13 protein-coding genes are annotated in these 12,938 nt (G+C 44.1%); 8 read left to right on the forward strand and 5 right to left on the reverse strand.

Annotated features, from left to right (window positions below; genetic code table 11):
• The first annotated feature begins 11 nt into the window (after positions 1-11).
• The 5 genes from MgSA37_RS23555 to MgSA37_RS23575 all read left to right on the forward strand — a co-directional run bounded on the left by MgSA37_RS23555 (position 12) and on the right by MgSA37_RS23575 (position 4,468).
• Positions 12-446 (forward strand): GNAT family N-acetyltransferase, encoded by a 435-nt coding sequence (locus MgSA37_RS23555; RefSeq protein WP_096355606.1) that lies wholly within the window; start codon positions 12-14, stop codon positions 444-446.
• A gap of 96 nt (positions 447-542) precedes the next feature.
• Entirely contained in the window at positions 543-1,733 is a 1,191-nt protein-coding gene (locus MgSA37_RS23560; RefSeq protein ID WP_096357709.1) for a phosphoglycerate kinase, read from the forward strand.
• A 148-nt stretch (positions 1,734-1,881) separates the two neighbouring features.
• Entirely contained in the window at positions 1,882-2,118 is a 237-nt protein-coding gene (locus tag MgSA37_RS23565) for a hypothetical protein (RefSeq protein ID WP_096355608.1), read from the forward strand.
• Positions 2,100-2,510, forward strand: coding sequence for a type II toxin-antitoxin system VapC family toxin (locus MgSA37_RS23570; protein ID WP_096355610.1), 411 nt, complete (start codon positions 2,100-2,102; stop codon positions 2,508-2,510). The genes MgSA37_RS23565 and MgSA37_RS23570 overlap by 19 nt, the downstream gene beginning before the upstream one ends.
• Positions 2,511-2,596: 86 nt before the next feature.
• On the forward strand, positions 2,597-4,468 hold the full coding sequence (locus tag MgSA37_RS23575) for a CocE/NonD family hydrolase (protein WP_096355612.1): 1,872 nt from the start codon (positions 2,597-2,599) through the stop codon (positions 4,466-4,468).
• 94 nt (positions 4,469-4,562) lie between these two features.
• On the opposite strand, the gene MgSA37_RS23580 is transcribed toward MgSA37_RS23575, so the two are convergent.
• The 4 genes from MgSA37_RS23580 to MgSA37_RS23595 all read right to left on the reverse strand — a co-directional run bounded on the left by MgSA37_RS23580 (position 4,563) and on the right by MgSA37_RS23595 (position 7,623).
• Positions 4,563-4,793, reverse strand: coding sequence for a histidine kinase (locus tag MgSA37_RS23580; protein ID WP_096355614.1), 231 nt, complete (start codon positions 4,791-4,793; stop codon positions 4,563-4,565).
• A gap of 1 nt (position 4,794) precedes the next feature.
• Positions 4,795-6,201, reverse strand: coding sequence for a sigma-54-dependent transcriptional regulator (locus MgSA37_RS23585; protein ID WP_096355616.1), 1,407 nt, complete (start codon positions 6,199-6,201; stop codon positions 4,795-4,797).
• A 208-nt stretch (positions 6,202-6,409) separates the two neighbouring features.
• Positions 6,410-7,192, reverse strand: coding sequence for an enoyl-CoA hydratase/isomerase family protein (locus MgSA37_RS23590; RefSeq protein ID WP_096355618.1), 783 nt, complete (start codon positions 7,190-7,192; stop codon positions 6,410-6,412).
• An 11-nt stretch (positions 7,193-7,203) separates the two neighbouring features.
• Positions 7,204-7,623 carry a cobalamin B12-binding domain-containing protein gene (locus MgSA37_RS23595; RefSeq protein ID WP_096355620.1) on the reverse strand — a complete coding sequence of 140 codons (420 nt, stop codon included), beginning with the start codon at positions 7,621-7,623 and terminating at the stop codon, positions 7,204-7,206.
• 157 nt (positions 7,624-7,780) lie between these two features.
• On the opposite strand from MgSA37_RS23595, the gene MgSA37_RS23600 reads away from it, so the two are divergent.
• Positions 7,781-9,115, forward strand: a complete 1,335-nt coding sequence (locus tag MgSA37_RS23600) for an APC family permease (protein WP_096355622.1) — start codon at positions 7,781-7,783, stop codon at positions 9,113-9,115.
• 66 nt (positions 9,116-9,181) lie between these two features.
• Here the strand turns inward: MgSA37_RS23600 and MgSA37_RS23605 are convergent, their stop codons facing one another.
• Positions 9,182-9,946 (reverse strand): ThuA domain-containing protein, encoded by a 765-nt coding sequence (locus tag MgSA37_RS23605; protein ID WP_096355624.1) that lies wholly within the window; start codon positions 9,944-9,946, stop codon positions 9,182-9,184.
• A 464-nt stretch (positions 9,947-10,410) separates the two neighbouring features.
• Between MgSA37_RS23605 and MgSA37_RS23610 the strand changes: the two genes are divergently transcribed.
• Positions 10,411-12,120 (forward strand): IlvD/Edd family dehydratase, encoded by a 1,710-nt coding sequence (locus tag MgSA37_RS23610; RefSeq protein WP_096355626.1) that lies wholly within the window; start codon positions 10,411-10,413, stop codon positions 12,118-12,120.
• 41 nt (positions 12,121-12,161) lie between these two features.
• Positions 12,162-12,905: a hypothetical protein gene (locus MgSA37_RS23615; protein ID WP_096355628.1), complete on the forward strand. Its 744-nt coding sequence runs from the start codon at positions 12,162-12,164 to the stop codon at positions 12,903-12,905.
• Positions 12,906-12,938 lie beyond the last annotated feature (33 nt).

The following is a 12,938-nucleotide window of genomic DNA, read 5'->3' on the forward strand; positions in this document are numbered from 1 at the left end:
CTTAATAGTAAATGATAAGGTTTATAAAAGTTGAAGAATTGCTCCCCATCAGAAACGACGTATTGCGGGAAGGAAAACTGACGAATGATGAATGCCGCTTCCCTTCGGATCAGCTGGAAGGGGCGTTTCATTTGGGCTATTTTTTTAATGATGAACTGGCTTGTGTGGTTTCGCTTCATCCGCAAAATTACGGCGAATTTGCTGGCCCTGGCTACCAGCTGCGGGGTATGGCAACGCTTGAACCATACCGGGGTAAGGGGTTTGGCAATCAACTGGTAAACTTTGCACTTGTTTACCTGCGCGGGCAGCGGGCAAATTATGTTTGGTGCAACGCCCGCAAAAAAGCAGTGCAGTTTTATTTAAACGTGGGCTTTGAAGTGATCTCGCCTGAATTTGAGGTGCCGGGCATCGGCCCGCATCATGTAATGTATGTTAAAATAAAATGATCACTTTATGATTTACATCACTTTTAACTTTTAAATTCAGAATATAGAAAAATTTTGCTGAATTTGGCGGCTTTAAAACTTACAGGATTAAATACTATGAAAACGATAGATCTAATTAGCTTTACCGGAAAAAAAGCGCTTATAAGGGTTGATTTTAACGTTCCCCTGGATAAAGATTATAACATTACCGACGATAACCGGATGACAGCCGCGCTGCCAACCATCAACAAGATTTTAAAAGACGGAGGGGCGGTGATCCTGATGTCGCACCTGGGCCGGCCAAAAGGAGGCCCGGAAGATAAATATTCCCTCAGGCACCTCGTTCCGCATCTGTCTGATTTACTGGGTCAGCAGGTTGAATTTGCTGATGACTGCATCGGGACCGAAGCAATTGAAAAATCAAAAGCCCTTGAAGGCGGCGAAGTGTTGCTGCTTGAAAACCTGCGCTTTTATAAGGAAGAAGAAAAAGGCGACGTGGCCTTTGCCGAAAAACTGTCAAAATTGGGCGATATTTATGTAAACGATGCCTTTGGTACAGCTCACCGTGCACATGCCTCCACAGCGGTGATCGCTCAATTTTTTCCGAATGCCAAATTTTTTGGTTACCTGATGGCCGGCGAGTTGAAAAATGCCGAAAAAGTATTGAACGGCGCGGTTAGGCCTTTCACCGCCATTATGGGCGGTGCAAAAGTGTCCGATAAGATTGAACTGATTGAACGCTTGCTGGATAAGGTTGACAGCCTGATTATTGGCGGCGGCATGGCTTATACTTTTGCCAAAGCCCAGGGTGGAAAAATCGGCAAATCATTGGTTGAAGAAGATAAGCTCGACCTCGCGCTAAGCCTCATCGAGAAAGCAAAAGCCAAAGGCGTAAATTTATTATTACCGACAGATTCAGTAATTGCCGACAATTTTTCAAACGACGCTAATACGGCCATCGCCCAAAATAATGATATAAAAGACGGATGGATGGGTTTAGATATCGGCCCTGACTCCATTGTCGAGTTTACCAAAGTGGTTGAAGGCTCAAAAACCCTTTTATGGAACGGCCCGATGGGTGTTTTTGAAATGGAAAAATTTGAGGCCGGTACCAAAGCGATTGGTTTGGCCGTAGTAAAAGCTACTGAAAACGGCGCGTTCTCCTTGATAGGGGGCGGTGATTCAGCCGCGGCAGTGGCCAAATTCGGATTAACCGAGGATGTGAGCTACGTATCCACCGGTGGCGGCGCGTTGCTTGAATATATGGAAGGTAAGGAATTGCCGGGCGTTAAAGCGATAAACGAATAATGTTGATTTCGGACCCCGATAGCTATCGGTACGGATTTTCGACCCGATAACCATTGGGTCCGGATTTGCAGTATTGAAATTTGTAAAGAAGGTGAGCGGTGCTTGCCTTTTTTTATTTAATGTGTTATCTTTATAAAAAGATTAAATTATGCCCGAGGTTGTTATAACATATAAAAAGCCTGAAACCCTGAAAATTTTAAAGAGTCTGGCAAAATATTTGGATTTCAAAATGTCTTCGGATAAAAATAAAAAGCAATCTTCCCTTGATGATATATTAATTCCAGGAGATAAAACTTTAAATATTTCTGAACTGGAGAATATATTTACCGGCAGTGGTATTGATGCCAAAAAGCTTAGAGAAGAAGCGTGGAAAAGGACAAAGTAATCTGCGACACAGATGTAATGATTGATTATTTGGATCATCTGCAAATAAGACATCAAGCCGCCAAATACATTCTTGACAACTTAATAGGGTTAGATTTCGTAACACTCTCCGCTGTTACAAAGATGGAATTGATAGCAGGAGCGCCAAACAAGGCTGGTCTTGGCAAACTAAACAAGAATATCAGCCGGTTTAATATATTACTCATTAATCCGGACATCACTTCGTTGACAATACAGCTTATTGAAAATTATAAGCTCAGCCATAATTTAGCTATGCCCGATGCTTTGATAGCAGCAACCGCGCTCCATACCGGCTTTAAACTATTTACCTTTAATTTGAAAGATTTTAGATTCATTCAAGGTTTGGAGTTTTTTGAAGCTTCAAATCAATGACCCTTCCGTAACGATTTTATGACAACCCAACCTGTTTGTCATTTTGTTTTATTCCGTACTTTTAAAAACTTTTTAACTGACTTTTCATGAAGAAACTTACCTTTTTGGCTTTAGGCCTCTGCCTTTTGACGTTAAACGCTTTGGCGCAACCCGGCGGTGATGCTGCCTATGTGAAGGATAATTATATCAAATACGAATACCAGGTACCGATGCGCGATGGTATAAAACTGTTCACTTCGGTTTATGTGCCAAAGGATACTTCCAAAAAATACCCGATAATGATGGACCGCACGCCGTATAGCGTGGCTCCCTACGGCGCTGATAAATATAAAGGCAGCCTTGGGCCATCCTCCCTGTTTTTACACGACAAATATATTTTTGTTTACCAGGACGTGCGCGGCCGGTGGATGAGCGAAGGTATTTTCCGCGAGATGACGCCCGAATTGGAGCAGCATAAAACCAATAAAGATGTGGATGAAGGAACCGATACCTACGATACCATCGACTGGCTCATTAAAAACATCCCTAACAATACCGGCAAAGTAGGCGCCTGGGGTATTTCCTATCCCGGCTTTTTTACCACCACCTGCTTATTGAGCCGTCACCCGGCATTGGTAGCGGCGTCGCCGCAGGCGCCGATGTCCGATCTGTACCGCGATGATGCTTTTCATAACGGGGCCTTTATGCTGGCGGCAAACTTTAGTTTTTATCCTTTTTTTACCAACAGGCAGGATAATAAGCCAACCCAGGCCCGTGGCAGCGAACTGAAATACGGCACCGAAGACGGGTACGAGTATTACATGAAAATGGGTTCGGTAAAAAACTCTAACAAGCCGCAATATTATAACGATACGATCAAACTGTGGAACGAAATGCTGGATCACCCTAATTATGACCAGCACTGGAAAGACCGCAAAGTATTGCCGCACCTGCACGATATTAAAACCGCTACCCTGGTTACCGGCGGCTGGTATGATGCTGAAGACCTTTACGGCGCTATCAATACTTATAAAACTTTAGTAAAAAACAACCCTGCTACCCCTATCTATTTCGCTATGGGCCCATGGGTGCATGGCGGATGGGCGCGAGGAGCGGGCGACCATTTGGGCGATGTTGATTTCGGCGGCCCAACCGGGCCATTTTACCGCGAGAAGATAGAGTTTGCCTTTTTCAGTCATTATTTAAAAGGTACAGATACGGATATCCCGAAGGTATCCACCTTTGAAACGGGCCTTAATCAGTGGAAAACTTACAAAACCTGGCCGCCAAAAGAAGCAGAGGATAAAAACCTGTACTTGTTGCCAGGCGGCAAGCTTTCTTTTAATGCGCCAAAAGCATCCTCAGGCCCCGATGAATTCGTGTCTGATCCTACCAAACCGGTACCATTCATCAGTGAAACCGACCTGGATATGAAACGTGAATACATGACCGCTGATCAGCGTTTTGCCGAAAGCCGGCCCGATGTATTATCTTACCAGACCGATGTGCTTGATAAGGACATTACGCTTGCGGGCAACATTTGGGCAAACCTTAAAGTAAGTACCACAGGCACCGACGCCGATTGGGTAGTTAAAGTAATTGACGTTTATCCTGATAGCGCCAAAAACAATAAATTTACCGGCCAGGGTGTTTATATGTCGCATTATGAGCAAATGGTACGCAGTGAGGCGATGCGCGGCAAATTCCGTAAAAGCTTTGAATTCCCGGTGGCATTTACGCCAGGCCAGGTGAGCCCGGTAAATTTCGAGCTGCAGGATGTGCTGCATACCTTTAAAAAGGGGCACCGTATTATGGTACAGGTACAAAGCACCTGGTTCCCGCTGATTGACCGGAACCCCCAGCGTTTTGAAGATATCATGAAAGCCAGGGATTCAGATTTTCAGAAAGCTACCAATAAGGTGTATTCAACCAAAGAAAATCCAAGTTATTTAAAAGTGAGGGTAATACCGGGCGAATAATACCGGCAAATGATGGGCAGCCTTGCTTTATTGACAAAGTTGTCCATTCTCTTTAAGATTTAAGGGAGGCGATATTTTCGCCTTCCTTGAATAATTATTCAGTTTCTTTAAGCAGGGCGTTTATTTTTTTTGTGCTGAGGGAGATCGATTCCAGGTAAAAGGTACAATCTTCGGAAGCATCGGGGATTTCGTAACGTAACTGTTCCAGGGCCAAAAGTATATTTGAAAGCTGGTTATTGATATCATGTTTTAAGGTGCGCAAAGTATCATCACTGGTTTTGCCAGGAGAATTGGCTTTAGTTTTATCTTTTGCCGGGCTCTTCACGTTATTTTATATTGATGGCCTTCATTTTATTATAAAGGGTTTTCCTGTCAATATTTAATATTTCAGCAGCTTTGGTTTTATTGAAATTAACTTCCCTCAACACTTTTAATATCGTTTCGTATTCGGCTTCCAGGGCCGCGTTTTTCAGGTCGTGGCGCACCTCTTTTATTTCAAAGCTTTCGATATGATTGCCATATTCATGGACAGGCATTTTAAAGTTCGAGATTTCAAGCGGGAGCGCTTTCATCGTAATTTCGTTTCCTTCAGTCAACAATGTTGCCCTGCGCACAACGTTTTTCATTTCGCGCACATTGCCCTGCCAGCGGTAGTTCATAAAACATTCCACAACTTCCGGAGAGAACGAAACCACATTACGTCCCAGCTCATGGTTTGCCAGCTTTAAAAAATGGTCGGCCAGCAGCATGATATCATTTCCACGTTCGCGCAGGGGCGGTATAAAGATGCTAAACTCATTAAAACGGTGGTAAAGGTCCTCCCTGAATCTCCCTTTTTGTATGCCTTCCTGCAAATTTTCGTTGGTAGCTATAATGATGCGCACATCAAGGTTAATTTCTTTGGTACTGCCAATTCTTTTCACTTTCCGTTCCTGTACGGTTCGTAATAAGGCCGCCTGGATCTCATAGGATAAATTTCCTACTTCGTCCAAAAACAAAGTGCCGCCGTTTGCCATCTCAAAATGGCCGATCTTGGTATATAAAGCGCCGGTAAAGGAGCCTTTTTCGTGGCCGAAGAATTCACTCTGGGCCAGTTCTTTGGTTAACGATCCGCAATCCATCGCTATAAATGGCTGGTTGTAGCGCGGGCTGTTTAAATGTATGCTCTTTGCAACCGACTCCTTGCCGGTACCGCTTTCGCCCATGATGATCACGCTGTAATTTGTTGGGGCAACCAATTCTATCTGGCGCAAAAGCTCACGGGATGCACGGCTGTTTCCTAATACAAATTCACCATTAAAGGCTTGTTTTCTATTTTCCCTTGATGATTTATCCTCGTTATTTTTTTCGGTTTTATCCTCAATCAGTGCATAATGCGTTTCAATTGCTTTGGTAATGGTATTTAAAATTTCATCCGGATACAAAGGCTTGGTAATATAATCATAGGCGCCCATTTTTATCAGCTCAACAGCCATCTTTATGTCCGAGTAGCCGGTAATAATGATCACACCCGTTTTTGGATATTGGGTTTTTATATTTTTAAGCATTTCGCGGCCATCGGTATCTTCCAGCCTGAAATCGCACAAAACAAGGTTAAAGTCGCCGTTTTTAAGGTACTCCATACCAATAGTGCCGGTTGATGCAGTAGTTACATCAAAACCATTTCGTGTCAAAAACTTCGCCAACAGCAACGCAACATTAACTTCATCATCAATGATGAGAATTCTTTTCATACCAGCAATTATTGTTTTATCATTAAGGTCGTTTGCATGTTAATTAACATACTAATCCGCTAATTTATAAATTTAATCCTCTCTTACGTTTTTACGGGGACAAAAGTTATATTTTGCTGAAAATCATGGCCGGCTTGTGTAAAAAATAGTATCAAAAACACAAAAATGCGCGGCTATGGCAGAAGGGGGGCTGCCAATTATAAAAAAATCATTCTCCTTTAAAAGCGGGTTTACGTTTTTCTAAAAATGCTGCAATACCTTCCTGGAGGTCCTTGGTTGTAAAACATTTTGAAAATTCTCCGATCTCCGTTTCAAACCCATTTACCCCATCCTTTACCGCAGCATTTACGGCTGTTATTGCCGAGGCGATTGCAAGCGGCGCCCGCAATAATATTTTACTTAATAATTCTTCGGCCTTTCCCAATAATTGCTCCTGGCTCACTACATGGTTTACAAGGCCGCATTGGAGTGCATCAGCGGCAGTAATCATATCAGCGGTCATAATCATTTCCATCGCTTTCCCTTTTCCAACCAGTGCGGTTAAACGCTGGGTGCCGCCATAGCCTGGTATCAACCCCAAGGTTACTTCGGGCAACCCCATTTTGGCATTTTCAGCGGCGACGCGGATATGACAGGCCATGGCAAGTTCCAATCCACCGCCGAGGGCGAAACCATTTATAGCGGCAATTACCGGCTTGTTCCCATTCTCTATCTTATCAAAAACAAGTGTTTGTCCCTGCCTTGCTATCTCACCGCCGCCCTCCGAACCTGTATCTTTAAATTCTGAGATATCAGCACCCGCTACAAAAGCTTTTTGCCCTGCACCGGTAATAATAATTCCGCCAACTTCTGGGTTATTAAAGGCATCTGATAAGGCCGAATGCAATTCAGCCAGGGTGTCTTTATTTAGGGCATTCAATTTGCTTTCGCGATTGATGATGATGAATTGAATCCGTTCCTTATATTCAATAAGTAAATTTTTAAATGACATCTTAATTTCCTTTAAAAATTACGGTGCTGATGTACCCATTCCGTAATGTATTTTACAATATCTTTTGTATGGGTACCCGGCGGAAAAAGTTCACCAATGCCCAGTTTTTTTAGTTCAGCCATGTCTTCCTGCGGGATGATGCCACCGCCGGTAATCAGTACGTCGTCCATCCCTTTTTCTTTTACCAGGTTGATGATCTTCGGGAAAACCGTCATGTGCGCCCCGGAAAGGATGGAAACACCGATGGCATCCACGTCCTCCTGCAGGGCTGTATTTACCACCATCTCAGGAGTTTGGCGCAACCCTGTATAGATCACTTCCATTCCTGCGTCACGCAGCGAGGTTGCAATTATGCGCGCGCCCCGGTCGTGCCCGTCAAGCCCCACTTTGGCCACTAAAACACGAATAGGACGGTTAAAAGGTTTGCTCATTTAAAACCCTGATTGGTTGCCTGTAAAAGTAATAAGAAATTATGAGCTTGTTAAAATAGTAATCAATAAGAGACCCAACTATTCGTTTTTAAACGATTTATAAATAAAAACGAAAACAATTTAAATATTACCCGTATAAACAATATTTTTATCGCTTATGCCTTCACAATTGTCGTTAAAAAAAATAAGGCCGATACAATTGGTCGCTGTAATTTTCTTTACGGTTTCAGGTGGCCCCTATGGTTTGGAGCCATTGGTATCGTACGCTGGTCAGCATAGCGCATTACTTATTTTATTGATCACCCCTTTATTGTGGGATGTGCCTGCTATTTTTACCGTGCTTGAGTTGAACGGTATGATGCCAGTTACCGGCGGCTATTATAAATGGGTGAAACATACCTTAGGCACCCGATGGGGTTTTTATGAAGGCTGGTGGACCTGGCTCTATACTTTTATCGATCTCGCCATTTATCCCGGTTTGTTTGTGGTGTATGCCTCCTTCTTTTTTCCATGGCTGATGGATTACCGGATCCCCATTTGCCTGGTTTTTGTTTGGCTTTCTGCCTTGCTGAATATCTTAGGTATAGTTCCGGTAGGTAAAACATCGTTGATATTAGGGGCGGCAGTGGTAACACCGTTCATCATTTTATTTGTACTGGCATTTTACCATCATTCGGTTACCAGCATTCCTTCACAAACGCTAAAAGGGGTACCTTTTTCATCATTAGGGATGGCCCTGTACACGGTGATGTGGAACTGCCTGGGCTGGGACAACGTAACCACCTATGCCGAAGAAGTTGAACGCCCGGTGAAGTCCTATTTATATTCAACCTTTACAGCTTTTGGACTGGTGATCGTATTATACTTTTTAATTATCCTGGTTTCGCAGCAAACAGGTATTGATACCGGCAAATTGCAGGAACACGCCTTCCCCGCAGTAGGTGAAGCTATCGGCGGCCACTGGCTGGGGCAGCTGATCGCCCTGGCAGGTATGGCCAGCACCTTCGGGATCTATGCGGCGGTGTTGCTTTCCGTTTCGCGCGTGCCTAAAGTTATGGCGGATGATGACCTGCTCCCCCATTTTTTAAACAAACAGCACAAGCGATTTTTAAGCCCTTATGTCTCCATCATTACCTGCTCGCTGGTGGTTAGCCTGATGGTACTATGGCCCTTTGCTGACCTGCTGATCATTGATGTGACGGTTTACGGCGCCGGTTTATCCCTCGAATATATCTCCTTAATAAAACTACGTAAAGTGGCGCCGGATGCGCCGAGACCATTTAAAATACCTTTAAGTATAACCGGCCTTTATATGATGGTGCTGCTGCCCTTCGTGGTTTATTTTGTGGCGCTGGCAGGCGCATTCTCTTCTACGGAACAAGCTGTTTGGGCAGCAGTTTTTGCTATTGCCGTATTGGCAAGCGCTGAACTGGTGTGGCAGCTGATTCTATGGAAAAAACCCCACCATCGGAAAGGAACGATATTTCAGTAGAAACGGCAATACTTTGCGTCTCTGACGTTTCTTGAATGATATCGGGAGACGCAATGCTTTGCGTCTCTACCTTGCAGAGGCCCAAAAAATCGCGTTGCAAAATATCCTTTTATAAACCTCACTGTTAAATAACACCGGCGAATGCCCCATAAAAATATAAACATTTTTTGCCTTAACATTCGGGTTAGTCCAAATGACCGGGTGATCGCCCATTTTGATGTCTGAATTGGGGCTGTAGGTTGATTCATCCACACTGGCAATTACATGCACATTTGGCCGCGGGCTTTTATCATAGGTGTACCATTCTTCTTTTTCAACCATAAATGAGGAAGGCACACCTTTCATAACCGGGTGGTGCGGATCTTCTATAATCACTTTAGCCCTGGCAAAGGTTGGGATATAATTTTTGTAGGTGATGCCCCCCATGAACCCCGAGAACCAGTCCCACATTTTGTAACCGTCAAAGTCGCCAAGCAGGGTGGCATGGTGAAAACCGATCCAGCCGCCGCGGCCATTGGTGATATAATCTTCAAATGCTTTTACTGCTTTATCCTTCCAGGCGTACGGCGGATAATCCAACTGGATAAACAATTGGTATTTACTTAAAAATGCGGAATCGATCAGGTCGGTATTCCGGATATAATCGATGGTAAAATTACTGTCGGCAGCCAGTTTATCCAGCCATGGTCGGGCTGCTTTGGTATATTCAACATGATGCCCTCCGTTTTCATATAACGCGACTACATGAAAGCGGGGCGCTTTTTGCGAAAAAACCGTTGAATGCCCAATAATGATGATTGATACAATTAACAGAAATATTTTCGATCTCATAATATCCGGGTTAATGGCACAAGATAAGGCCTTCCCGTGAATTTTAAGTATCAAAATAACGTGTTTAGCGATTAAAAAATAGTGAAAAAGGCAGATCTTAAAGCCGGGCCTGTGCGATTCCCCTCTTGAGAGGCCTGCCTGCCGGTAGGCAGGGGTGGAGGGGTCTGGTGACGAGTATGTTTGCTAACACACCCCCGCCACACCACAGGCCAGCGCACCCCTCTCGAGAGGGGAGTTGTCATAGTACTCATATTTCCAATTAGTTATAGTGCTCAATATGGAGATTTTCCAATCGCCAAACATTTTATTAAATAATTAAGTTCAGCCTGGTTTTTATTACCGCCTGATATTAAGCAGGCAGGGAAAAAAATCAATTTGTAAAAGGTCCGAATTAAAATAAATCCGAATTCGAACATCCGACATCCGAAATAAATGAATAATATTGATTTAGAATTATCAACCAAATGGATAAAGAGTTAAGAAGCCGGCAATGGTTCGGGCGGAAAGGCAAAGACGGGTTTATTTACCGGGCCTGGATGAAAAACCAGGGGATCCCCGCCCATGAATTACAAGGAAAACCGGTTATCGGCATTTGCAATACATGGTCGGAACTGACCCCATGCAACGCCCATTTCAGGGAACTGGCTGAGTCGGTTAAGCATGGCATTTACGAAGCGGGCGGTTTCCCGGTGGAGTTCCCGGTAATGTCGCTGGGTGAAACGCTGATCAAACCAACTGCTATGCTGTACCGCAACCTGGTGAGTATGGATGTGGAAGAATCTATCCGCGCCAACCCGTTGGACGGCGTGGTTTTGCTTTGCGGCTGCGATAAAACTACGCCGGCACTTATTATGGGTGCTGCAAGTGTCAACCTGCCTACCATTGTGGTTTCGGGCGGGCCAATGCTTACCGGTAAATACCGGGGGCAGGATATAAGCACATCCGATGTATGGCGTTTTTCTGAAGCATACAGAAGCGGCGTAATGAGCGACGAAGAACTTTTTGTTGCAGAAGCCTGCATGACGCGAAGCCGCGGCCATTGCGCCGTAATGGGTACGGCATCCACCATGGCCTGTATGGTGGAATCATTGGGATTAAGCCTGCCCGAGAATGCCGCTATCCCCGCAGCTGATTCACGCAGAAAAGTATTGGCGCATTTATCCGGCAGCCGGATTGTTGATATGGTGAATGAAGACCTGAAGCTTTCGGATATATTAACCCGGCAGGCTTTTGAAAACGCCATCACCGTAAATGCGGCTATCGGTGGTTCAACTAATTTTGTGATCCATTTACTGGCAATTGCCGCCCGCATTGGGGTTGATTTGGGTATGGATGATTTTAATAATATCAAAAACATCCCTTTGCTGGCCAACCTGCAGCCATCCGGCAAATATTTTATGGAAGACTTTTATTATGCCGGCGGCTTGCCGGCGTTAATGAAAGAATTGCACGCTGTTTTGCATCGCGACAGCATAACTGTCAGCGGAAAGCCCATTGAAGAAAATTACCTGAGAAGCGAATGCTTTAATCGTGACATGATTGCCACAATGGATAAGCCTTTTAACCTGCTCGCCGGCATCGTGGTGGTAAAAGGTAATCTTTGTGAAAACGGCGCGGTGTTAAAACCATCGGCAGCCAGCCCGGCTTTAATGAATCATACCGGCCGTGCCGTGGTATTTGAAAATATTGAGGATTATAAGGCCAAAATTGATGATCCCAATTTAGATGTAGATGAAACCAGCGTGCTGGTGTTGAAAAACGTAGGGCCAAAAGGCTATCCCGGCATGCCGGAAGTTGGCAATATGTCGATCCCTAAAAAATTGCTGGAGAAAGGCGTTACGGATATGGTACGCATTTCTGACGGACGGATGAGCGGCACCGGATTTGGCACCGTAGTACTGCATGTTTCGCCCGAGGCGGCTATTGGCGGTACTTTGGCCATTGTACAAAATGGGGATATTATTCACCTGGATGTTGCCGCCGGTTTGCTGCAGGTTGAATTAACTGAGGATGAGATCATTCGCAGAAAAGGTGAGTTACAGCCATTTGAAAATTTAACCAGCAGGGGCTACGTGTGGCTCTACCAAACCCATGTTGAACAGGCACATTTAGGTGCTGATATGGTTTTTTTAAAGGGAGGGTCGGGCACCGGGGTGTTAAGGGATTCGCATTGAATCCTATTGAGTTATTATTGTGACATAATTGTTATTTAAAAATGAGCGGATATATCAATAACCTTCTTGCAAGAATGTCGGATCGTACTTATTCCGAACACAAGATTAAAGGATCCGGACTAACTGAAATAAAATATACGACCTCGACTAACGCAATTGAGGAGGCAAGAAATCTTTCAAATAGCCAATTAGGCGCCGGGTTGTTTGTAATGATTGAACAGGCGAAAGACAAGGAATCAAAAAATAACCTCTATTTTATATTGGGAAGCATTGCGACAAATACAAAGGATGAAAACATAACGCGCTTTTTGATTTCAAGGCTGTCTGTAGAAAAAGATAAAACTATCCTGGTAACAATTTTATCACCCCTGGGCGAATTGTATAAACCCGCGACGATAGATCTTTCGCCAATTATCAAATGTACCGATAGTAAAAACTGGCATGTTAGAGGCAAGGCTTACGAAGCGTTAACAAACAGCGAAATTGATGCAGAGGGCTTCCTGGGTGGAAAACTAAAACTGACGCAGAATAACGATGATATCCAATATTTACTCTGGGCTATTACATATGTTGCCACGTCAAAATCACGGGCAATAATTGAGAAATTTTTAAAAAGCCGTCAGCAATCAATAAAGGGAGCAGCAGAAAATGCATTGGTAATATTATTAATTAGAGAAGGTTATGATTTTAACGAAATAGCCCGGATAAGCCGATCACCGTTGACGGGCGTAGAAAGGTTAAATGAAAGAATTGCTTTTTTTACCCGACGCCCCTTAGCCTTTTGAGCAAGGCGCCAATAATTGAACAGGCTGTTAAAA

Origin of the sequence: Mucilaginibacter gotjawali, from assembly GCF_002355435.1 — a bacterium.
GTDB classification, from domain to species: Bacteria; Bacteroidota; Bacteroidia; order Sphingobacteriales; family Sphingobacteriaceae; genus Mucilaginibacter; species Mucilaginibacter gotjawali.

Bases quoted from the DNA above. Each gene is read 5' to 3' on its own strand.
- MgSA37_RS23615 (WP_096355628.1), top strand. From the start codon at position 12,162: ATGAGCGGATATATCAATAACCTTCTTGCAAGAATGTCGGATCGTACT.
- MgSA37_RS23590 (WP_096355618.1), bottom strand. From the start codon at position 7,192: ATGTCATTTAAAAATTTACTTATTGAATATAAGGAACGGATTCAATTC.
- MgSA37_RS23555 (WP_096355606.1), top strand. From the start codon at position 12: ATGATAAGGTTTATAAAAGTTGAAGAATTGCTCCCCATCAGAAACGAC.
- MgSA37_RS23600 (WP_096355622.1), top strand. From the start codon at position 7,781: ATGCCTTCACAATTGTCGTTAAAAAAAATAAGGCCGATACAATTGGTC.
- MgSA37_RS23595 (WP_096355620.1), bottom strand. From the start codon at position 7,623: ATGAGCAAACCTTTTAACCGTCCTATTCGTGTTTTAGTGGCCAAAGTG.
- MgSA37_RS23575 (WP_096355612.1), top strand. From the start codon at position 2,597: ATGAAGAAACTTACCTTTTTGGCTTTAGGCCTCTGCCTTTTGACGTTA.
- MgSA37_RS23605 (WP_096355624.1), bottom strand. From the start codon at position 9,946: ATGAGATCGAAAATATTTCTGTTAATTGTATCAATCATCATTATTGGG.
- MgSA37_RS23560 (WP_096357709.1), top strand. From the start codon at position 543: ATGAAAACGATAGATCTAATTAGCTTTACCGGAAAAAAAGCGCTTATA.
- MgSA37_RS23585 (WP_096355616.1), bottom strand. From the start codon at position 6,201: ATGAAAAGAATTCTCATCATTGATGATGAAGTTAATGTTGCGTTGCTG.
- MgSA37_RS23565 (WP_096355608.1), top strand. From the start codon at position 1,882: ATGCCCGAGGTTGTTATAACATATAAAAAGCCTGAAACCCTGAAAATT.
- MgSA37_RS23610 (WP_096355626.1), top strand. From the start codon at position 10,411: ATGGATAAAGAGTTAAGAAGCCGGCAATGGTTCGGGCGGAAAGGCAAA.